Raw genomic sequence first — 20,519 nt, 5'->3', positions numbered from 1 at the left:
GTCGTAGTTGATCGACCTCAGTATCAATCCCAGCTCTCGCGTCGGCGTCGCCAAGGCGAGCAGCATGGATCGGCTGCGCGCGTCGTGGGCGCGTCTGCGCCTGTCCGCGTTGCCGATTCTCCAGTGTGCCCTCGGCGCGGCACTGGCCTGGTTCATCGCGCGTGACCTCGTCGGGCACGCGCAGCCGTTCTTCGCGCCCACCGCGGCCGTGGTGTCGATCGGCATCTCCTTCGGCGCCCGGCTGCGGCGTTCGGTGGAACTGGTGGTCGGCGTCGCGGTCGGCATCGGCATCGGCGACCTGTTCATCACCAACGCGGGGACCGGCGTGTGGCAGATCGCGCTGGTGGTCGCCGTCGCCATGGCCGCGGCGGTGTTCCTCGACGGCGGCTCGATCATCACCATGCAGGCGGCCGGTTCGGCCGTGCTGGTCGCTACGCTGCTGCCGCCCTCGGCGGGTGGCGGCTTCTCCCGGATGATCGACGCGCTGGTCGGCGGTCTGGTGGGTGTCGTTGTGGTGGCGTCGATTCCACTGCACCCGGTGCGGCGCGCCCGCGAGCAGGCGGCGGAAATCCTTGCGGTGATGAGCAAGTCGCTCACCGAGGGCGCCGACGGTCTGCTCGAACAGGATCCGGACAAGGTGCGTTCCGCGCTCGCGGCGGTCCGTGCGACGCAACCGCAGCTGGACACCTTGCGGGCCACGTTGGAGGGCGGCAAGGAGATCAGCCGAATCTCGCCGCTGTACTGGAACTCTCGTGCTCGCCTCGAACGCATCAAGGCCACCGCCGACCCGCTGGACAACGCGGTGCGCAACACCAGGGTGCTGCTGCGCCGTTCGCTCACCCTGGTCCAGGACGACGAGATCCTCGACCCCCGCCTGATCGACGAGGTCGAACGGCTCGGCCAGGCAATTGATGTGGTGCGCCGGATGATGCTGGCCGATCCCGGCGAGCAGCCCGACCAGGCCGAGGCGGCCAGAGTGCTGCGCACCGTCGCCAAGGAGGCGCGGCCGGAACTCGTTGAGGGTGCCGGGCTTTCGGCCCACGTGGTGTTCGCCCAGGTGCGCTCGATCGTGGTGGACCTGATGCAGGTGTGCGGCATGAAGCGCATCTCCGCGATCGCGCTGCTGCCGCCGACGGTGCCCAAGCCGTTCGTGACCCCCGAGGAGTGACCCGACTACTCAGCGGGTTCTGGACTCTCGTGCCAGATGCGGGTGCTCACCCGTCGCTGTGCGTGGCGCCCTCGCTGATCTTTGGGTAGTCCGCTACTCGTGTTCCGGCGGCCCCGGCCCCATAACTTGAACAAGTGACCGCGATCGAACGAGGGGTGTCGCGGTCGACCACTTCGCACACGAGCGAACTGCCCCACCGGCCACATGGTGTGGTGGCCGTGCGGGTTGGGGCAGCACGCCCGTTGCGAGGAGCAGAGTCGCCTGGCCCGACGTCCGGCCGGGCGGCTCTGTGTTCGTCAGTTGCCGCTGTCTTCCTTGCTGAGCGGGAACATCCTGGCCTGGCCAGGCCGCAGCGAGAAGCGTCGCCGGTCGAAATCCCACAGCCGGTAGATCGGCCACTGCACGGTGTGCGCCAGCCAGGCGCCGACGATGACGGCGCGGTGGAACGGCAGCACCTGGTAGCCCTGGTTGGTGATGGTGCGCAGGCCGCTCAGCTGGAACTGCCACCAGCGGCGGGGACTGGTGCGCCTGCGCCGGGCCGACGTCTCGACCCGCATGTGCTTCAGCTGATCGATCGGCAGGCCGCGCTTGCTCAGGCACAGCGCCAGGTCGAGGTCGTCGATCACGTCCGGCCGCACGACGGTGTCCTCGCGCACGTCCAGCCAGGCGGTGCGGCGGATCGCCATGTTCGGGCCGTGCATGTTGCCGACCCGGCCGCCCAGCTTGCCGCGCCGATCCTGCAGGTAATAGCCGAATTTCAGCAAGAAGCCGACCGGCGAGTCGTAGTAGGTGGTGATGCCGGTGAGCGCGGCGACGTCGGGGTGGTCGGTCAGGTGTTGCCGGATGACCGCGCCCCAATCGGGCGCGACCAGGCAGTCGGCGTCGGTCCGGCCGATGAAATCCCCACGCGCCTTGTCGAATCCGGTGTTGCGGGCCCGCGCCACCCCGCGCTGGGGTTCCTCGACGAGCTCGACTTTCGGGTGCTCGAGCGCGTAGGCGCTGACGAGTTCGCGGGTGCCGTCGTCGCTGCCGTTGTCGACCACGACGACCTCGTCGATCGCGTCCTGCGTGACGAGGCGGTCGAGGGTTTGCGTGATGCACGCCGCCTCGTTGAGGACCGGGATGACGATCGATAAGGTCGTCGCCGAATCGGGGCTGCTCATTGGTGGTACTGCTCCAGTTCTTGGTCGGGTGAAGCTTCCTACAGAACGGTCTGTTATCTGCCCGGGACAGCCGTTCTCGTCAAGGTGGTAATTGCTGAAAACACAGGGGGACTCGATCGGCAACGGTGCCGCGAGTTCGCCGAACGGTCGGTGCGACCAGGACCGGGAAGCCTGCTGATTACCGGCTGGGCCGACCGGCGATGATCACCGGTTTACCCTAGTTGCGTTGGCGCACAGACAGAATCCCCAAGCCTTGGGGGCACCAACTCCTCAGGTGGCGCCTGCCATTTCGCCGACCGCGGAGACCCGGGCCGGCGCCGGACGCAGCGTGAAGCGGCGCCGGTCGAAGTCCCAGAATCGGTAGATCGGCCACTGCACGGTGTGTGTCAACCAGGCGCCGACGATGACGGCCCGATGAAACGGCCGCACCTGATAGCCCTGCTCGGTGATGGTGCGCAACCCCGTCAATTGGAAGCGCCACCAGTCGCGCGGCCCGGTCCTGCGGCGGCGTGCCGAGGTTTCGGCCCGCATATTCGTCAGCTGGTCGATGCGCAGCCCGCGTTTGGTCAGGCACAACGCCAGATCCAAGTCCTCGGCGACGTCCGGCCTCGTCGTGGTCTCGGCCCGCACCGTGCGCCACGCGGACCGGCGGATGGCCATGTTCGGGCCGTGCATGTTGCCCACCGGTCCGCCCAGCTTGCCGCGCCGATCCTGCAGGTACAGGCCGAATTTCAAGAAGAAGCCGATGGGCGAGTCGTGATAGGTGGTGATGCCGGTGACCGCGGCGGTGCCCGGGTGCTCGGTCAGGTTGTGCCGGATGACCTCGCCCCAGTCCGGCGCGACCAGGGTGTCCGCGTCGGTGCGGGCGAGGAAATCGCCTCGGGCCCGGTCGAATCCGGCGTTGCGGGCGGCGGGGATGCCGCGGGTCGGTTCCTCGATGAGGGCGACCTCCGGATGGTCGACCGCATAGTCGCGCACGATCTGGCGGGTGTCGTCCTGGCTACCGTTGTCGACGACGATGATCTCGTCGATCGCGTCCTGGGCGACCAGTCGGTCCAGCGTGCGCTCGATGCATTTCGCTTCGTTCAGTGCGGGTATGACGACGGACAAAACCGTCGCTGTCGATGTGTTCGTCATAGTGGTCCTGCTCCCACATTTCGCTCATGGGCAGCCGAAAACCCCGACGCTGCGGCCGGTTTTCACTGCTGCGGGCGCGCGTCAGCGCGCGGTGGCGGCTCGGCCGGACCCGGTCATCGACGGTGACGCCGGTCCGAAGACGGCAGTCCGGCCACTATCGCGTGGTGTGCCAAGTGATTGCACGACGATCGTGGTTACTACCGATCTCGTACGTGTGAATACCCCATTCCCCCCATAGTGATCATCGAGTTCGGACCCTACTCGCTCGAATCGATCCCCGCAGCCCGTTCCGCCCCCGGCGGCTAGGTCCAGAAGCGCGTCAGATAACTGCCGAAGCGCGACCAATTCGACGGCACCCCAGACACTTCGAACAACGCGTACACCGCGTCGAAGAAGACCTGATTGATGGCGGGCGTGAACAGCAACGCGAACAAGATCAGCATGCCGAACGGTTTGAACTGATCGAGCGAGCGCCTCGTCTGGTAGCTGAGCGAGGGCTCGAGTATTCCGTAGCCGTCGAGTCCCGGCAGCGGGATCAGGTTCAGCAGGGCCGCGGTGATCTGCAAGAACGCCAGGAAGCTCAGGCCGAACCAGAAGGCGGGATGCGCTGCGGCACTGCCGAACAGCTGCACGATCACCAACAGCAGCACCGCGCAGAGTGCGTTCACCGCGGGGCCCGCGCCACTGATGATCCGCTGCGTGCGCGGCGAGAAGTTGTGCGTGTGTACGTACACCGCGCCGCCAGGTAAACCGATGCCGCCCAATGCGATGAATACGATCGGCAGCACGATCGACAGCAGCGGATGGCTGTACTTCAACGGATTCAGCGTGAGATACCCACGCAATTCGACCTCGTGGTCACCCGCGCGCCAAGCCATGTACGCGTGCGCGAATTCGTGCAGGCACAGCGTGATGATCCAGCCGAACACCACGAGCACGAACACGCCGACTTTGGCCCGGGTGGAGTCCACCTCGGCATCCCAGGCCAGTGCGCCGCCGACGATGGTGATGACGACGACGAGCAGAAAGATCGGGCTCGGCCGCACCGCGCGCGAACGCCGGTCGGCGGCGAAGGGTGCGCTCATCGGACCAGCAACCAGGGCTCGTGATGCCGATAGAAACTCGACCGGGGCACCGTGCGGTCGCTGCGGACACCGTCGCGCGTCACCACCGCGCCCGGCGTGCCGAGCTGGGCGGCGCGCCCCTCGATCCAGCGGCGCTTGCGCATGCCCCGCTGCGTGGTGGCCCGCACACCGGGCTGGTGCAGCATCGGTGACACCAGCATCGCGGTGACCTTGCCGGAGAACAGTTGCGTGTCGTCCACGTAGGCCTCACCCTCGAGTTTCGCCGCGTCGACGCCGGTGATCTTGGCCCGCCCGACGAGCACCTGCCCGGTGTCGTCCCGGATCAGCGGCACCTCGGTGGCCCGGCCGTCGATGGCCCGCTTGGCGGCGGCATTGCCGGTCCCGGTCTGATAGGCGCGGGAGCCGTAGGTCTTGTCGACCGGCACATAGCCGATCTCCACGTGCAGCCGTTCGGTGCGCATCAGGTGGGTCAGCACCGTGGCGAGCGCGGCGTCGTCACCGAGCACGATGAGGCGCGGCAGACTGTCGGCCGCGAGCACGGGCAGCAGCTCGTCGATCTCGGTGGTGTCGGGGATGGCGGCCGTCGAACTGCTCGGCAGCGCCGCGAGGGCGATAGGTACCGGTGCGCCGTCGCAACGGAGAACGTGGGTACTCAAACTGCCGTACACCCTCCTCGGTTCGAGCCGACACGCCGTCGGACCCTTCGCCACTTCCGCCGACCCCAGCCCGGTTCCGACGGCTGCAACCATAGCCCCGCCGGGCTCCGGCCACATGGTTGTCGCGCCCGCGGCGTGAGCTCGACGCCGCCAATCACACTACGACGAGATCCGGTCCGACGCCGCTGACGACGCGTCTACTAGACTGTGCTCCCGGCCACCGCCTCGATACGGCAGGTAGCTGCAACACTGGTGTTTACCCGCCCCGCCGGCTCGACCGGCTGCCAGCTCCCGGGTGTTGCACGTCGAACCGTAGGAGACAAGACAATGCCGGCAATCGTCCTGATCGGCGCCCAGTGGGGCGACGAGGGTAAGGGCAAAGCGACCGATCTACTCGGTGGCCGGGTGCAATGGGTGGTCCGATACCAGGGTGGCAACAACGCGGGCCACACCGTGGTGCTGCCCAGCGGTGACAATTTCGCGCTGCACCTCATCCCGTCCGGCATTCTCACCCCGGGCGTGACGAACGTCATCGGCAACGGTGTCGTGGTCGATCCCGGTGTGCTGCTCGACGAACTGGCCGGACTGGAGGAGCGCGGTGTCGACACCTCGGGCCTGCTGCTCTCCGCGGACGCGCACCTGATCATGCCGTACCACGTGGCCATCGATAAGGTCACCGAACGCTTCCTCGGCAACAACAAGATCGGCACCACCGGTCGCGGCATCGGCCCCTGCTACCAGGACAAGGTCGCCAGGGTCGGCGTGCGAGTGGCCGACGTGCTCGACGAGAAGATCCTCACCCAGAAGGTCGAGGCGGCGCTGGAGTTCAAGAACCAGGTGCTGGTCAAGATCTACAACCGTCGCGCGCTGGATCCGCAGCAGGTGGTGGACGAGGTGCTGGCGCAGGCCGAGGGCTTCAAGCACCGCATCGCCGACACCAGGCTGAAGCTGAACGTGGCCCTGGAGAACGGCGAGACCGTGCTGCTCGAGGGTTCGCAGGGCACGCTGCTCGACGTGGACCACGGCACCTACCCGTACGTGACGTCGTCCAACCCGACCTCGGGTGGCGCGGCGGTCGGCGCGGGCGTCGGGCCCAACAAGATCACCGCGGTGCTCGGCATCCTCAAGTGCTACACCACCCGCGTCGGCTCCGGCCCCTTCCCGACCGAGCTGTTCGACGAGTTCGGCGCGTACCTGGCCAAGACCGGCGGCGAGGTCGGCGTCACCACCGGCCGGGCCCGGCGCTGCGGCTGGTTCGACGCGGTGATCGCGCGCTACGCCACCCGGGTCAACGGCATCACCGACTACTTCCTCACCAAGCTGGACGTGCTGTCCAGCCTGGAGACCGTGCCGATCTGCGTTGCCTACGACGTAGACGGCGAGCGGGTCGAGCAGATGCCGACCACGCAGACCGGGTTCCATCACGCGAAGCCGATCTACGAGGAGATGCCCGGCTGGTGGGAGGACATCTCCCAGGCCCGCACCTTCGAGGAGCTGCCCGCCAACGCCCAGGCGTACGTGCTGCGGCTGGAGGAACTGTCCGGCGCCCGCATCTCCTGCATCGGCGTCGGACCGGGTCGCGATCAGACCATCGTCCGGCACGACGTGCTCGGCTGAGACCGGAAAGTTATAGTCCGGCTGAATGATTGCCGCTGTTCATCGTTCGATCTCTACGATCATGGTCTGTCGCGAACTACAGTAAGAGTCATGGCTCGGAACTGGCCGATGATCGAGCGTGTGACCGAGTTCGAGGCGATCCGCGCGGCCCTCACCGGCACGGAACATGTCGGCGCGGTCCTCACCGGCGATGCCGGTGTCGGCAAGACAACACTGGCCAGACAGGCAACGGCCGCCGTCGGCGGCAATATCCGCTGGGTCGCGGGCACCGAGTCGGCGCGCAGCATCCCGCTCGGGGTCTTCGCGCATATGGTCGGCGTTTATACGGCGCACGACCCGGTGACGTTCATGTCCGCGGCGCGTGAGGCGCTGCTCGCGGACGGGCACACCATCATCGGTGTCGACGACGCGCATCTGCTCGATCAGTTGTCGGCGACGCTGCTCTTGCAACTGGCCATCGACAAGGCGGCGCACATCGTGGCCACCGTGCGCAGCGGGGTGCAGGTGCCCGACGCGGTGACCTCGCTGTGGAAAGACGGTCACCTGCTGCGCATCGACCTGAACCCGTTCACCCAGCGGCAAAGCGTCGACCTGGTCGAGTCGATGCTCGGCGGGCAGCTCGAGGGCTTCACCGCCAACCTGATGTGGGAGTCCTCCGGCGGAAACGCGCTGTTCCTAAGGCATTTGGTGGAGGGCGCGCTGGAGGCGGGCTCGCTGCGCCAGGTGAACGGTGTGTGGCAGCTGCGCGGGCGCGCCGCGGTCACCTCGGAACTGGCCGCGCTGCTGGAGGACCGGGTCGAGCAGCTGCCCGAGGACGTGCTGCACGTGCTGGAACTGCTCACCTTCTGCGAGCCGATCGACCTCGACGTGCTGTCCGAACTGGCCGGCGAGGAGGCGGTGGAGTCCGCCGAAACCCGTGGCGTGATCCGGGTTGTCGAGAATTCGCACCAGCTGACCGTGCGCTACAACCATCCGCTGTTCGGCGAGGTGATCCGGCGCAGGCTCGGCATCGCCTCGGCCCGCAGGCTGCGCGGCAGGCTGTACTCCTCGCTCAAGGAACGGCCGATCAACTCCGCCGCCGACCGCATCCGGCTCGCCGAATTGGCTTTGGACAGTGACAAATCCGCCGATCTGGAGCTGTTCGAAGCGGCCGCCGCCGATGCCATCGGGCTGGCGAATCTACCGCTGGGTGAGCGCTTCGCCAGGGCGGCGGTGGAACGGCGCGGCGGTGTCGAGGCCGCCGACCTGCTCGCGCGCGCCCTGCTGTGGCAGGGCCATCGCATCGAGGCCGAGCGCATGCTGGCCACCTTCGATCCGGACCAGCTCACCGAGGTGCAGCTGGCAAGCTGGGGTAGCACGCGGGTGGCGAATCTGTTGTGGGCCATGGGGGACGCCGACCGCGCCGACGAGGTGCTGAGGCTGGTTCGGAGCAAAGTTACGCACCCGAAGATCGCGGCCATGATCGACGGGCTCGCGTCCGCATGCGCGGTCAACGAGAATCGGATCGACGCCTCGATCACCGAGGCGGAGAAGGCGATGTCGGTGAAAGGCGCATCGCCGTGGGCGATCTGGTGGGCGTCCTTCGGCGGCGGGCTCGCGCTGACCCTGATGGGCCGGGGCGAGGCCGCCCTGCAATACGCGGCCCGTGGCCACGAGGTGGAGCGGGACATCGACGGGCTGAACCGTTTCATGTCGACGCACGCCGAGGTGCTCGCGCTGATTCTGACCGGCAATCTCGAACGTGCCAGGCTTTGTGCGGCAGCGTATTTCGGCTACTCGGCGCCCGGGCAGTATTTGGCTTGGGGCATGTCGAAGATCCTGCAGGGCACCGTCGACGTGGCGCAGGGGCACTTCCCGGACGGCATCGAGAATCTGGAGCAGGCACTGGCCGCCCTCGCCACCGAGGGCGCGGCGGCCTGGATGTTCCCCGCGAGAATCCGTCTCGCCGAGGCTTATTCGGCATTGGGTCGGTCCGCCGAGGCGATCGAGGTGATCGGCGAGGCGACCGCGCGCGGCGGCAGGCACAGCGCCGTCTACGAACCGCAGCTCGAAATCGCCCGCGCCTGGCACGCCGCCGCGGAAGGCACCGTCACGCCGGCCATCCGCCTCGCGATGAGCGCGGCCGACGCGGCCGCCCGCTCGAACCAACACGCGATCGAGGCGATGGCGCTGCACGCCGCGGCCCGCTTCGGCGACCACTCCGCGGCCGGGCGGCTCGCCGACCTCGCCGCGAAGGTGGACGGCAGGCTGGTGCAGGTGCAGGCCAAGCACGCGGTCGCCCTCGCCGCCCACGACGGACCCGGATTGGACGCCGCCGCAGCCGAATTCGAGCGGATCGGCGTGCTGCTCTCCGCCGCCGACGCGGCCGCCCAGGCGGCTTCGGCGCACGAGCGTGCGGGCGATCGCCGCCGCCTGCTGGAGTCCGCCGCCGCGGCAAACCGGCTGGCCGCGGCCTGCGGTGGTGCCAGCACACCTGCGCTGCGGCAGGCCGCCCAGCCGCTGCCGCTCACCGCCCGCGAACGCGAGATCGCCAATCTTGTTGCGGCAGGGCTGTCCAACCGGCAGATCGCCGACCGTCTCACCGTGTCGGTCCGCACCGTGGAGGGTCATCTCTACCGCGCCTGCATCAAGATGGATGTCACCGATCGCGAGTCGCTCGGCGCGCTGATGCGTGGCGAATCCTCCGCCAGCTGAACCGAGTACGCGGTGCGTGAGTGGCACACCATGGACTGCTTGTGCGTTGCCTCGGGCCGGTGTCACAGTCGAAAGCGGCATGAGTGAAAGCGGTTCAAGGCTATCTACCGCAAATCGGACATTTCGCGGAGTGTTGCCTGGTCACCCACGATAATCCGGGCCGGTGCCCGACTTGACAGCATCCGCTCAGCTACGGATAGGGTGCGAGCGCGCAGTACGCGGGGACGTGCTGGCTGACCCAACCTGATGGTGGTGCTTCGACGTGGCTCGTCGGTATCGAGAATTGAACACTCCGGCGACCAGGCGTAGCTTGCGTCCGATCGTCGGCGCCCTGCCGCTGGCCATCGCGGTCGCCTGCGCGGGTGCGGCGGTCGCCGATCCCGGCCCGTCCACGCAGCCGGGGGTGACCACCCCGAGCACCCCGGTCGTACCCGAGCGTTCGCCCAGCCAGCCCGGCGTCACCACCCCGAATCAGCAGGGTGCCGTCGGCCCGAAGCCCGACCCCGCCGAGGGGCAGAGCCTCAAAAACGCCCGTCCGGTCCCCGCGCCGGAACCGGCACCGCCGATCCAGCCGCAGCAGCTGCACGCCCCGGAGCCAGTGGAGCCCGTCGCACCCATCGCGCCGCCGCCGCGCACCCTGCGTATCGGTGATCTCACCAGCCCGGTCCCGGACGAGGTCCCCAACGATCTCCTCGACGGCGTCAACGGCACCGCCGCAGGCGTCGAGGCCGCCATCGCCACCGGCGGCCGCTCCATCGGCATCAACCCGTCCCGCTCCGACAAGATCGCCGCCGCGACCGCGGCCGGTGCGGTCGGCGGCGCACTGGGCGGTGCCGCGCTCGCGGGCATCCCGGCCGCCGTCGTCGGCGGTGTCGGTGGCGCGGCCATCGGCGCGGGTGTCGGTGCGGGCATCGGCTTCGCGGTCGGCGTCGCGGGCACGGCCGCCGGTGGTGCGATCGCGGCCGCCGCCGCGGGTATCCCGACCGGCGGCGTCGGCGCACTGCCCGCAATCGGCGCAGCCTTCGTCGCGGCGTGGCCGATCGCCGCGGCAAGTACCGGGGCCGGTGCCGCGATCGGCGCGGGTGTCGGCGCGGTTGCCGGTGCCGCAGCCCTGGGCATCCCGGCCGCGGTGGCCGGTGGTGTGGCCGGCGGGATCTTGGGCGGCAGCGCGGGCGCTGGTTTCGGCGCTACTGCCTGACGATCGCGTCGACCCTCGTCAGTTGGCGTTCTCCGCTGCGCCGGTGAGGAATTCGCCTGCCGGCGGGGCGAGCAGGCTGATCTTCGGGATGTGCCGGAGCTTGGCGACTTCCTGAAACTCGGCGTCGGGGAGGACGGCGGCGATCGCCCTGGCGGCCCTGCGGAGCAGGAGATCGCTCTTGCCGCCCGCGATCACCAGGGTTTGCGCCTTGACGGCGGCCCAGTCCGCGGCGCGCAGTGGTTCGCCGCGCATGAACTCGCCCATCACGGCCCAGTCGTGCGGGGTCGAGTGCGCGGTGGCGAGCAGGTGCTTCCAGAACGGCGCGAAACGCAGGACGGTGACGAGCGTGCGCGGAATGCCCATCGCCTTGGTCATGTAGAAGCGGACCGTTTCGGCGCGACGTCCGGCGGCGACCAGCTGATGCAGTGTCGTCTCCAGGTCGGCGGCGGGCACGAACCCCGTGTCGTCCACGATGAACGGCGGCTCGAAGGCGACCACCTTGGTGATCCCGAGAATGCGCCCGGAACCGGCGGCCCGCAGCGCGAGCCCGGCGCCGGAGGACCAGCCGAACAGCATTGCGGACCCGCCCGCCACCTCGACCAGGGCCGCGAGGTCGTCGATCTCGCGCTCGACGTCGTAGCCGCCGGACGTGGCGGTGCTGTCACCCCGCCCGCGCCGGTCGTAATTGAGCACGGTGAGGCCGTATTGCTCGTTGAGTGCCGCCGCCAGCTCGACCATGGTGGGCAGCTTGCGGTAACCGAAGGCCCCGCCGATGAGGATCACCGTTCCGGCATGGCCGTCATGGCGGTCGTACGCGATCACGGTCCCGTCGGCGGAGGTCACGGTCTCCACAACAGTCTCACTTTCGAGAGGAGGTCGGCCAACGGTGTGTTGGGGGCGTACCTGTTCAGACGGTGCCGAGGGTGTGGATTCATCGACGGCAGCGGCGACCGACCCAACCCGCGAAGTCTGTGATGCTGCTCACTATGCCGTCAAGGTGTCTGGCAGGCCCGTGAACGTTATTTACGGAAAGCGCTGCGGAGTAGCTGGTACCGGGCATCGGGCACCGAGCATCGCCACCGATGCGCACGAGAGCCACCCGCTCAGAACAGGGTTGGTTCCCCGAAGCCCGGCGTGCGCTCGATTTCCAGCAGGTGCTGCTTGGTGGTGACGCCACCGGGTGCGGAGAAACCGGTGAGCGCGTTGTCCGCGGCGAGCACCCGGTGGCACGGGATGATGAGGGGAATCGGATTGCGGCCCAAGGCTTGTCCGACGGCTTGCGCGGCACCGGGTGCACCGATGCGATCGGCCACCTGGCCGTAGGTGAGGGTGTGCCCGGGATCGATGGCGCGGGTCACCTCGTACACCGAGCGATGGAATTCCGGAATTCCGCTGGTGTCCAAGGGGATCCAGCGCAGGTCGTCGAGTTCGCCGGCCAGGTGAGCACGGATGCCCGCGATGGCCTCGGCGATCACACCGGTGGGCGTCTCTTCGCGGACCTCGTTGTCCGGCAGGTCGGCGCGGCGGCGCGTGATGCGCGCACGAGTCGCGGCGGGGCTGGCCTCGGGGAGCTGGAACCGGATCACGGTCGTGGCGCTCCATGCGATCGCGCAGATGCCGATCGCGGTGTCGAAGAGTGTTGCCTCGGCGGACAGGCAACGGGGGTCGGTCATGCTGTCAGTGTGCACGGTGGGGCTGACAAAGTTCGAGATATCAGTCCAGTTTTGCTCAACTGGCCTTGCTGTCGAGGGTGTCCTGCTCCGACACGAGCCTGCGCACGCCGCGCTCTGGTTTCCGTGTCTCGCCGGAACTGGGCGCGACGGTCCGCCGAGACCGCCAGGCGTACTGGTCGATAGGGGTTTTCTTCGACAGCCCGGCCGCAGGCTCGCGGACAACCGGCGCCGACGACGCCGAACGTTGCGCCGGAACGGCTTTCACCGTGGTATCGGCGGTTTCCCGGACGGCAGGCGGCACCTCGTCCGGCATGTCACTGCGCCCGTAGATGGCGGCCAGATCCGCGTAACGCCGGTGGGCGTCGTAATACGAAGGGGTCCAGTCGGACATCGGGGTGGCCGGGTGGAATCGTTCCAGCCGGAACGCCCGCTCGGCACCCTTCGGTAAATAGCGATAGACCGCGTAGCCGAAGGCGGCGACGACGAGAAAAGCGGCGAATGTGGTCATGATGCCAGCCTGCGCCCGACTGGCCTTGCTTTAAATATCCACTCCCTCGATACTGGACCTTATGGCGACGAGAGTGATCGGCGCGGGCACCTTGGCTCGCGACCTTGGCCGGTGGCGGAATGTGGACGAGGACGGCGAGACCGAGTCGTCGCGCCGGTCCGCGCGTCCGGCGTATCTCGCACTCGCCGAAGGCATTCGGCTGCTGATCCACGACGGGCGCGCCCCGCTCGGCGTCGCGCTGCCGAGCGAACGCGATCTCGCGGCCACCCTCGGGGTCAGCCGCACCACGATCACCTCCACCTACTCGCTGCTGCGCGAGAACGGCTACCTGATCAGCCGCCAGGGTTCGCGCAGCACCGTCGCCCTGCCGCGGGACGTGCAGCACGACGGCAGCAAGCCCGCGCGCAGCATCCTGGCGATGATGGCGGCCTCCGAGCTGCCGACCATCGACATGACCTACGCAGCCATGGCCGCGCCCCTGGAGATGCAGGAGGCGTATTCGGTTGCGCTGGAGGGTCTTCCGGCCTATCTCGGCACGCACGGTATGGATCCGGTCGGCGTGCTCGCGCTGCGCGAGGCGATCGCCCGCCGCTTCACGCAGCGTGGCTTGCCCACCGAGCCGGACCAGATCCTGGTCACCCTCGGCGCTCAGCACGGTTTGCGGCTGCTGCTGAATGTGCTCACCGCGCCCGCGGCTCGGGTGCTCATCGACCACCCCACCTACCCGAACGCGATCGAGGCGATCCGCGACGTCGGCGCCAGGCCGGTGCCGGTGCCGCTGCGCCCCGAGCATCCGGACAAGGGCTGGGACCTCGACGGAATTCGCAGTGCCGCAAGGCAAACCGCCGCCACCCTGGCCTACCTGGTGCCCGACTTCAACAACCCGACCGGCCTGCTGCTCGACGCGGAGGGCCGCGCCGAACTGGCCGCCATCGCCAGGGAAACCCGGATGACCGTGGTGATCGACGAGTCGATGGGCGATCTGCACCTCGCCGACGGGGTCCAGCAGCCGCCGGTCGCGGCCTTCGCCAAGGGCAACGAGATCGTCACCATCGGCTCGGCGTCCAAGTCGTTCTGGGGCGGCCTGCGGGTCGGCTGGATCCGTACGAACCAGCCGCTGATCACCAAGCTGCTCGGTATCCGCTCCACCGTCGACCTCGGCACTCCGGTGATGGACCAGCTGGCCACCGTCCATCTGCTGGCCAACGCGGACACCATCCTGGACCGCCGCCGCGATCAACTGCGTGCGCAACGTGCGGCACTGCTGGACGCGGTGGCCGAAGAGCTGCCGGACTGGCGCCTCCTGCACGGTGCCGGCGGCATGTCGGTGTGGGCTCAGCTACCGGCGCCGGTGTCCACCGCACTGGCCGCCACCGCGCCCAACCACGGCGTATTGCTTGCTGCCGGACCGCGATTCGGTGTGCAGGGCGCGTTCGAGCGCTTCATTCGCCTGCCCTTCACCCATCAGGAGCCCGAACTTCGCTTGGGAGTCAAGGCGATTGCCGCCGCCTACGACGCGCTGACTCCGCGCGCTGCCGATCCGCTCCAGCCGTTGACTTGCTACTGACGAGGCTGACTCCGTACGCCGCCTTCTCGCGATCCTCGCGGCTGCCGATTTCGTTGCGCTGCAACAGTTGACGGGGTGTCGCCGTCCGGTCGTCGGCGTGGGTCGAGCGTGCTCGTCGTCCAGGCTTACTGGCGTCGCCCGGTACCCACGCCGCTGAGCAGCGTGTCGATGACACGACCAGCGAGGGCATCCGGGTCGGCGTTGCCGTCCAGTTCGGCGTTGCCGTGCACGGTCTCGTTGATCAGCGTGAGGTAGACCCGCCGCACCCAGGTCGGGTCGGCGTCGGCGGCGATGAAGCCGTCCGCGCGGGCTCTGGCAAGCACCGCATCGCATTTGGCGAAGACATCGGCCTGCAGTTCGGCGACCTCGGGGTCGGTGCTGTCCACCCGGTCGAGTGCGTAGGACGCCCCGTACTTGATCTCGATGACATTGGCGGTGGCCTGATGCAGCGCGACCAGTGGCGGCGCGGTCAGTGGCCGTGCGGCATCGACCGCGGCTGCGATGCGCCGCCATGCGGCCACCGCCATGCTGCGCACCAGGTCCTCGCGGTTGGCGAAGCGCCGGTGCACGGTGGTGCGGGCGACACCCGCGGCCTCCGCGATCTGCTCGAGCGTCGCGTTGGGGTGCTCGCTCAGCACGCGCTCCGCGGCGTCCAGGATGGCGCGGACGGTGCGTTCGGCATCGGCGCGCAGTGGGCGCGCGGAAGTGGGCGACATGGGTGCTCCGTTCGCTGGGATCTCCCGAGATACTACACGTGAGCTGCGTCTTGTCTTTAAGTGGCGACATTGATGTTGCATTTAATAGATATAAGGCTACTCTGGTGTTGCATCACATCGAAGGAGCTCGAAATGACCAGCACTGGAAAAACCGCCCTCATCACCGGCGCCTCGTCCGGCATCGGGGCCGAGTTCGCTGCGGCCTTGGCCGCCCGCGGCGACGACCTAGTCCTGCTCGCCCGCACGCTGCCGCGCCTGGAAGCCTTTGCCGCACAACTACGTCAGCGCCACGGTGGCCGAGTCGAGGTCATCGCACAGGACCTCGCCGAGCCCGACGCCGCCGCGCGGGTGGTGGATGAACTTGCCGCACGGGGACTCTCGGTCGACCTCTTGATCAACAACGCGGGCTACGGCAGCGCGGGCCGCTTCGAGGACCTCGGCGTCGACAGCGAGCACGATCAGCTGATGGTCAATGTCGTTGCGCTGGCCGGGCTTACCCGCCGCCTCATCCCCGGCATGCTCGACCGCGGCAGCGGTGAAATCGTCAATGTCGCTTCGACCGCGGCTTTTCAGCCGTCGCCCTACTTCGCGACCTACTCCTCCGGCAAGGCCTTCGTGCTGAACTTCAGCCTGTCGTTGTGGAGTGAATATCGTGGTCGCGGCATCAAGGTCCTCGCCGTGTGCCCCGGTCCGACGGAGACGCCGTTCTTCGACACCGTCGGTACCCGCGATGCGGCCCTCGGTCGAATGGGCAGCGCCGCGGCGGTGGTCGAGTCCACGCTGCGTGCGCTCGAACGCAACAAGGGCTACGTCGTGCCAGGCGCATCGAACTTCGCCGCCGCGCACCTGATGCCCCGTCGCCCGCGCACCCTGGTGGCGCGCATCGCCAAGCTCGTCACCCGCGGGCTGGCCGACGGCGGCCGCCCGATCAACCCCGCGCCTGCTTCGGCCGCCTGAGCGCGTGAAAAAGGCCCCGGGGTTGTGCCCCGGGGCCTCGATCGACGCGAGAAGTCAGTTCGCCCAAACGGATTCGATCGGCGTCGCCTCGCTGGGCGGCGGGGTGGGAATGCCGTTGGGGGTGCGGGAGAACCGCGGCGCGGGGGCGTGCTGGGTGATGTTGTCGACCTCGATCAGCGAACCCCTGGCCGCGATGTGCTCGTTGCGGGTGGCTTCCTCGAAGGTGAGGACGGGGGAGACGCAGGCGTCGGTGCCGACGAAGATCTCCGCCCACTCGTCGCGGGTCTTGGTCAGGAAGCGTTCCGTGAACAGCTTTTTCAGCGTTTCCTGGCCCGCCGGATCGAGCTGGTACGGCAGGCCCTCGGGGTTGATGTCGAGGCCGGCCAGCAGCTGGGCGTAGAACTGTGGCTCGATCGAGCCGACCGCCATGTACTTGCCGTCGGCGGTTTCGTAGGTGTCGTAGAACGACATTCCGGTATCGAGCAGGTTCACCCCGCGCTCGTCGGACCACGCGCCGTACCCGCGCATACCCCAGATCATGTGCGAAAGAGCAAGTGCGCCATCGACCATCGCGGCGTCGACGACCTGCCCCTTGCCGGAGCTCTGCCGTTCGACGAGCGCGGCGAGCAGGCCGAACACCAGGAACATCGAGCCGCCGCCGAAGTCGCCGACCATGTTCAGCGGCGGCACCGGGCGCTCACCCTTGCGGCCGATGGCGTGCAGCACACCGGTGATGGAGATGTAGTTGATGTCGTGCCCGGCGCGATCGGCCAGCGGGCCTTCTTGGCCCCAGCCGGTCATCCGCCCGTAGACCAGTCGCGGATTGCGCGCGAGCGCCTCATCCGGGCCGAGGCCCATCCGCTCGGTCACCCCGGGCCGGAAGCCCTCGATGAGCACGTCCGCCTTCTCGATCAGCCCGAGCACCTTCTCGACGTCGGCCGGATCCTTCAGATTGGCCTCGACGATGGTGCGCCCGCGCTGCTGCGGCCGGTCGAATCCGCCGGGTATCTGGCCGGCCCGCTGGATCCGCACCACGTCGGCGCCCAGATCGGCCAGCAGCAACGCGGCATGCGGCCCCGGCCCGATCCCGGCCAGCTCGATGACCCTGATGCCCGCGAGCGGGCCCTTGACGGCGGTGGATGGAGTGCTCACGCCCTACCTCGGTTCGTCGTTGATCCAGCGCACGGCGTCCCGGCGCTCCTCCGGAAGGGGCCCGGAGGGTGTATTGACAGTATGACAATAACGCTGCGCCTGCGCCGGACGCCCTCCCGTCCGGCCCCGCACGGTCGAGGCGCGGTCCGGGAATGCCGGTCCACTTACGATGTCCACGCGGCGTCCGCCGTGCACCGGCTCACCCGGTACGACACAATCCCAGCAGCGCACTATTCGCGGGAGCGTCCGGCGAGCCTGCGCGGTGAGGTGGAGTCATGCGGGAGCCCAGCGAGGCACGATCATGAGTGCTGCGGGTGAGGTCATCGTCGGCCTGGTCGTTCTCGTCGGTCTGTTGGGCATCATCATCCCGATCCTGCCCGGCGTCATTCTGATCTTCGGCGCGATCGCGGTGTGGGCCTTCGTGACCGGCGGCGCGACGGCCTGGACTGTCTTCGCCGTCAGCGCGGCTCTGCTCGTCCTGTCCGGCGTCATCAAGTACACCTGGCCGGGCCGGAAGATGAAGGACGCGGGCGTGGCCAACCGCTCCCTGGTGCTCGGCGCGGTCCTCGGCATCATCGGCTTCTTCGTGATCCCGGTGGTCGGCTTGTTCGTCGGCTTCGTGCTCGGCGTCTACCTCTCCGAGCTGCACCGCCTGCGCGTCGGGCAGCAAGCCTGGCAGGCAACGGTGCACGCGCTCAAGGGCGTCGGCCTGTCCATGCTCATCGAACTCCTGGGTGCCCTGCTCGCCACCGGCATCTGGGTGGTCGGCGCGATCGCCACCTAGTTCACCCCGAGCAGGTCTTCCTGCATCGAGTCGTGTTGTCTACCAGCGCTACTCGATGATGGGCAACGGAATGGTGTCCACCGCTTCGGGTTTGGGGAGACTGTCGCGGCGGATCGGCAACGTGGGTTGTTCGGCGGTGTACAGCGGCAGCGTGGGCGCCGGGTCGGCGGGCAGAGCGCGGACCCGGGCGGGCAGCCGATAGAAGGCGCGGGCGTTGTCCTCCAGGACGGCGAACATGTCGGTGCCGACCACATCGCAGATGAGGTCGACGTCGGAGTCGCGGAAGGGGCGTCCCGCGCGGGTACCCGGCAGGTCGGTGCCGAACATCAGCGCCTCGGGATTGACCGCGTGGATGCGGCGCAGCGTGTCGGCGACGTTCATCGAGACACGGCCGAAACCGGTCGCCTTGACCCTGGCGCCGCGATCGACCAGATCGAGCAGGAACGGCAGGCCCTCCTCGGACATGCCGAGATGGTCGATGGCGAAGACCGGCAGCTTGGAGATGACCGGCTGCAACGAGGCGAGCATCTGACCGTCGATGTAGACCTCGACGTGCCAGCCGACCAGCTCGTGCGCGCGTAGCGCCTGCAAGGTCATGCCGGTGATGTCGGCGGCGGCGCGTTTGAGGTTGAACCGCAGCCCGCGCACGCCGATGCGGTCCAGCTCGAGGATCTCGTCGTCGGTGGCGTCCAGATCGAGGCGGGTGACGCCGACCCAGCCCTCGCCCAGCTCGGCGAGGGCTGCCTTCAGATACGTCTGATCGGTGCCCTGGAACGACCCGCTGACCACGGCACCGCCGCCGACGTCGAAGCGCGACATGCGCTTTCGATAGTCGGCGATGGTGAAGTGGCCGGGCAGGTAGCCCTCGTTCTCGAACCGCGGGAACCGCGGATCGAAGATGTGGAAATGGGCATCGAACACCTGTACAGAATGCCTCAGGACGCGTCGTTCCGCTGTTACGGACCCAACAAGCGCGTCGGGTCAGACCTTGTGCGGCTCGCTGGCGCGCAGCATGTCTTCCCGCTCGACCACCTTGACGCGCTCGCGACCCTCGGGCTCGCCGAGCGAGCGCTCGTGCGCGTCCAGGCGGTACCAGCCCTGCCAGGTGGTGAACGGAATGCCCTTGCCCTCCAGGAACTCGGTGACCGCGTCCAGCTCCGGCCGCTCGGCCGGGGTGAAGTTCGCGCTGTCGTCGAGCAGGCAGGCCACGGTCTCGTTGGCGTCGCCCTTGGTGTGGCCGATGAGGCCGACCGGGCCGCGCTTGATCCAGCCGGTGACGTAGGTGGCCGGGACGTAGCGGTCGGCGCCGTCGGCGTTCTCGTCGGCGATCACCCGGCCCGCCTCGTTGGGCACGGTGCCCGCCTGGTCGTCGAACGGCAGGTTGGTCAGGTTCTGCGACAGGTAACCGACGGCCCGGTAGACCGCCTGCACGTCCCATTCCTTGAACACGCCGGTGCCCTTGACGTTGCCGGTGCCGTCGAGCTGGGTGCGCTCGGTGCGCAGGCCGACGACCTTGCCCTCCTCGTCGCCGAGGATCTCGGCCGGCGACTCGAAGAAGTGCAGGAACAGCTTGTGCGGCCGGTTGCCGACGTCGCGAATGGCCCACTGCTCGAGCGTGTTCGCGATCATGTCGACCTGCTTGGAGTGCCTGCGCGCGGCCTCGGAGCCCTCGTCGTAGTCGATGTCCTCGGGGTCGACGATGACCTCGATGGTCGGCGAATGATCCAGTTCGCGCAGTTCCAGCGGGGTGAACTTGGCCTGCGCCGGGCCACGGCGGCCGAACACGTGCACCTCGAGCGCCTTGTTGGCCTTGAGGCCCGCGTAGACGTTCGGCGGGATCTCGGTCGGCAGCAGCTCGTCGCCGGTCTTGGCCAGCACCCGGGCCACGTCGAGCGCGACATTGCCGACGCCGAGCACGGCGACCTTCTCCGCGTCCAGCGGCCAGGTGCGCGGCACGTCCGGGTGCCCGTCGTACCAGGACACGAAGTCCGCCGCACCGTAGGAGCCGTCCAGCCCGATGCCGGGGATGCCGAGCGCGCGGTCGGCGTTGGCGCCGGTGGAGAAGATGACCGCGTCGTAGAACGTGCGCAGGTCGTCGAGGGTGATGTCGGTGCCGTAGTCGATGTTGCCGAGCAGGCGCACCTGCGGCTTGTCGAGGACCTTGTGCAGGGCGGTGATGATGCCCTTGATGCGCGGGTGGTCCGGCGCGACGCCGTAGCGGATGAGCCCGAACGGCGCGGGCATGCGCTCGAACAGGTCGATGCTGACCTCGGCATCGGACTTCATCAGGGCGTCGGCGGCGTAGATCCCCGCGGGTCCGGCGCCAACGATGGCGATGCGGAGCGGGCGAGTCGCTGCACTCTGTTCGGTCATCTTTTACGCGCACCCTTTTGGTTGAGAAACAAATACGGCGTCTTCCTTAGCCTAGGCTAAGTTACGCGCTG

18 protein-coding genes are annotated in these 20,519 nt (G+C 68.4%); 7 read left to right on the top strand and 11 right to left on the bottom strand.

Annotated features, from left to right (window positions below):
- Nucleotides 1–64 precede the first annotated feature (64 nt).
- A complete protein-coding gene (locus DMB37_RS18830) occupies nucleotides 65–1,168 on the top strand; it encodes an aromatic acid exporter family protein (RefSeq protein WP_186818915.1) in 1,104 nt (367 codons plus the stop codon).
- Between the two features lie 296 nt (nucleotides 1,169–1,464).
- Here the strand turns inward: DMB37_RS18830 and DMB37_RS18825 are convergent, their stop codons facing one another.
- The 4 genes from DMB37_RS18825 to DMB37_RS18810 all read right to left on the bottom strand — a co-directional run bounded on the left by DMB37_RS18825 (nucleotide 1,465) and on the right by DMB37_RS18810 (nucleotide 5,209).
- A complete protein-coding gene (locus tag DMB37_RS18825; RefSeq protein WP_135233842.1) occupies nucleotides 1,465–2,331 on the bottom strand; it encodes a glycosyltransferase family 2 protein in 867 nt (288 codons plus the stop codon).
- A 270-nt stretch (nucleotides 2,332–2,601) separates the two neighbouring features.
- On the bottom strand, nucleotides 2,602–3,468 hold the full coding sequence (locus tag DMB37_RS18820) for a glycosyltransferase family 2 protein (protein WP_135233841.1): 867 nt from the start codon (nucleotides 3,466–3,468) through the stop codon (nucleotides 2,602–2,604).
- A 302-nt stretch (nucleotides 3,469–3,770) separates the two neighbouring features.
- Nucleotides 3,771–4,553 (bottom strand): site-2 protease family protein, encoded by a 783-nt coding sequence (locus DMB37_RS18815; RefSeq protein WP_135233840.1) that lies wholly within the window; start codon nucleotides 4,551–4,553, stop codon nucleotides 3,771–3,773.
- Entirely contained in the window at nucleotides 4,550–5,209 is a 660-nt protein-coding gene (locus DMB37_RS18810) for a hypothetical protein (RefSeq protein WP_240772450.1), read from the bottom strand. Before DMB37_RS18810 ends, DMB37_RS18815 begins: the two co-directional genes overlap by 4 nt.
- 327 nt (nucleotides 5,210–5,536) lie before the next feature.
- Between DMB37_RS18810 and DMB37_RS18805 the strand changes: the two genes are divergently transcribed.
- From DMB37_RS18805 to DMB37_RS18795, 3 genes are all read left to right on the top strand, one after another.
- The gene (locus DMB37_RS18805) at nucleotides 5,537–6,826 is read left to right on the top strand and encodes an adenylosuccinate synthase (protein WP_135233838.1); all 1,290 of its coding nucleotides are present in this window, start codon (nucleotides 5,537–5,539) and stop codon (nucleotides 6,824–6,826) included.
- 90 nt (nucleotides 6,827–6,916) lie between these two features.
- Entirely contained in the window at nucleotides 6,917–9,520 is a 2,604-nt protein-coding gene (locus DMB37_RS18800; protein WP_135233837.1) for a LuxR family transcriptional regulator, read from the top strand.
- Between the two features lie 310 nt (nucleotides 9,521–9,830).
- Entirely contained in the window at nucleotides 9,831–10,718 is an 888-nt protein-coding gene (locus DMB37_RS18795) for a hypothetical protein (RefSeq protein ID WP_240772449.1), read from the top strand.
- An 18-nt stretch (nucleotides 10,719–10,736) separates the two neighbouring features.
- On the opposite strand, the gene DMB37_RS18790 is transcribed toward DMB37_RS18795, so the two are convergent.
- The 3 genes from DMB37_RS18790 to DMB37_RS18780 all read right to left on the bottom strand — a co-directional run bounded on the left by DMB37_RS18790 (nucleotide 10,737) and on the right by DMB37_RS18780 (nucleotide 12,899).
- A complete protein-coding gene (locus tag DMB37_RS18790; RefSeq protein ID WP_135233835.1) occupies nucleotides 10,737–11,570 on the bottom strand; it encodes an alpha/beta fold hydrolase in 834 nt (277 codons plus the stop codon).
- Between the two features lie 251 nt (nucleotides 11,571–11,821).
- Nucleotides 11,822–12,391 carry a methylated-DNA--[protein]-cysteine S-methyltransferase gene (locus tag DMB37_RS18785; protein ID WP_135233834.1) on the bottom strand — a complete coding sequence of 190 codons (570 nt, stop codon included), beginning with the start codon at nucleotides 12,389–12,391 and terminating at the stop codon, nucleotides 11,822–11,824.
- 55 nt (nucleotides 12,392–12,446) lie between these two features.
- Nucleotides 12,447–12,899, bottom strand: coding sequence for a hypothetical protein (locus tag DMB37_RS18780; RefSeq protein WP_135233833.1), 453 nt, complete (start codon nucleotides 12,897–12,899; stop codon nucleotides 12,447–12,449).
- Nucleotides 12,900–12,960: 61 nt separating this feature from the next.
- Here DMB37_RS18780 and DMB37_RS18775 point away from each other — a divergent pair, with 61 nt between their 5' ends.
- A complete protein-coding gene (locus DMB37_RS18775; protein WP_135233832.1) occupies nucleotides 12,961–14,466 on the top strand; it encodes a PLP-dependent aminotransferase family protein in 1,506 nt (501 codons plus the stop codon).
- Between the two features lie 125 nt (nucleotides 14,467–14,591).
- Here the strand turns inward: DMB37_RS18775 and DMB37_RS18770 are convergent, their stop codons facing one another.
- Nucleotides 14,592–15,182 carry a TetR/AcrR family transcriptional regulator gene (locus DMB37_RS18770; protein WP_135233831.1) on the bottom strand — a complete coding sequence of 197 codons (591 nt, stop codon included), beginning with the start codon at nucleotides 15,180–15,182 and terminating at the stop codon, nucleotides 14,592–14,594.
- 132 nt (nucleotides 15,183–15,314) lie between these two features.
- On the opposite strand from DMB37_RS18770, the gene DMB37_RS18765 reads away from it, so the two are divergent.
- Nucleotides 15,315–16,139, top strand: coding sequence for an SDR family oxidoreductase (locus tag DMB37_RS18765; protein WP_135233830.1), 825 nt, complete (start codon nucleotides 15,315–15,317; stop codon nucleotides 16,137–16,139).
- A gap of 54 nt (nucleotides 16,140–16,193) precedes the next feature.
- Here DMB37_RS18765 and DMB37_RS18760 read toward each other — a convergent pair whose 3' ends face one another.
- A complete protein-coding gene (locus DMB37_RS18760; protein WP_135233829.1) occupies nucleotides 16,194–17,291 on the bottom strand; it encodes a CaiB/BaiF CoA-transferase family protein in 1,098 nt (365 codons plus the stop codon).
- Nucleotides 17,292–17,592: 301 nt separating this feature from the next.
- Here DMB37_RS18760 and DMB37_RS18755 point away from each other — a divergent pair, with 301 nt between their 5' ends.
- A complete protein-coding gene (locus DMB37_RS18755) occupies nucleotides 17,593–18,075 on the top strand; it encodes a DUF456 domain-containing protein (protein ID WP_135233828.1) in 483 nt (160 codons plus the stop codon).
- 48 nt (nucleotides 18,076–18,123) lie between these two features.
- Here DMB37_RS18755 and DMB37_RS18750 read toward each other — a convergent pair whose 3' ends face one another.
- Nucleotides 18,124–18,996, bottom strand: coding sequence for an amidohydrolase (locus DMB37_RS18750; protein ID WP_135233827.1), 873 nt, complete (start codon nucleotides 18,994–18,996; stop codon nucleotides 18,124–18,126).
- Between the two features lie 60 nt (nucleotides 18,997–19,056).
- Complete coding sequence (locus tag DMB37_RS18745) at nucleotides 19,057–20,448, bottom strand: FAD-dependent oxidoreductase (RefSeq protein WP_135233826.1); 1,392 nt, start codon at nucleotides 20,446–20,448, stop codon at nucleotides 19,057–19,059.
- Between the last annotated feature and the right edge of the window lie 71 nt (nucleotides 20,449–20,519).

It is taken from the genome of Nocardia sp. CS682 (assembly GCF_004634405.1).
GTDB lineage: Bacteria > Actinomycetota > Actinomycetes > Mycobacteriales > Mycobacteriaceae > Nocardia > Nocardia ninae.
The sequence above is the reverse complement of the archived record's forward strand: the minus strand, read 5'-3'. Positions and strand labels throughout refer to the sequence as shown.

Coding starts and splice junctions, on each gene's coding strand:
- DMB37_RS18830 (WP_186818915.1), top strand. CDS start 65: ATGGATCGGCTGCGCGCGTCGTGGGCGCGTCTGCGCCTGTCCGCGTTG.
- DMB37_RS18825 (WP_135233842.1), bottom strand. CDS start 2,331: ATGAGCAGCCCCGATTCGGCGACGACCTTATCGATCGTCATCCCGGTC.
- DMB37_RS18820 (WP_135233841.1), bottom strand. CDS start 3,468: ATGACGAACACATCGACAGCGACGGTTTTGTCCGTCGTCATACCCGCA.
- DMB37_RS18815 (WP_135233840.1), bottom strand. CDS start 4,553: ATGAGCGCACCCTTCGCCGCCGACCGGCGTTCGCGCGCGGTGCGGCCG.
- DMB37_RS18805 (WP_135233838.1), top strand. CDS start 5,537: ATGCCGGCAATCGTCCTGATCGGCGCCCAGTGGGGCGACGAGGGTAAG.
- DMB37_RS18800 (WP_135233837.1), top strand. CDS start 6,917: ATGGCTCGGAACTGGCCGATGATCGAGCGTGTGACCGAGTTCGAGGCG.
- DMB37_RS18785 (WP_135233834.1), bottom strand. CDS start 12,391: ATGACCGACCCCCGTTGCCTGTCCGCCGAGGCAACACTCTTCGACACC.
- DMB37_RS18780 (WP_135233833.1), bottom strand. CDS start 12,899: ATGACCACATTCGCCGCTTTTCTCGTCGTCGCCGCCTTCGGCTACGCG.
- DMB37_RS18775 (WP_135233832.1), top strand. CDS start 12,961: ATGGCGACGAGAGTGATCGGCGCGGGCACCTTGGCTCGCGACCTTGGC.
- DMB37_RS18770 (WP_135233831.1), bottom strand. CDS start 15,182: ATGTCGCCCACTTCCGCGCGCCCACTGCGCGCCGATGCCGAACGCACC.
- DMB37_RS18765 (WP_135233830.1), top strand. CDS start 15,315: ATGACCAGCACTGGAAAAACCGCCCTCATCACCGGCGCCTCGTCCGGC.
- DMB37_RS18755 (WP_135233828.1), top strand. CDS start 17,593: ATGAGTGCTGCGGGTGAGGTCATCGTCGGCCTGGTCGTTCTCGTCGGT.
- DMB37_RS18745 (WP_135233826.1), bottom strand. CDS start 20,448: ATGACCGAACAGAGTGCAGCGACTCGCCCGCTCCGCATCGCCATCGTT.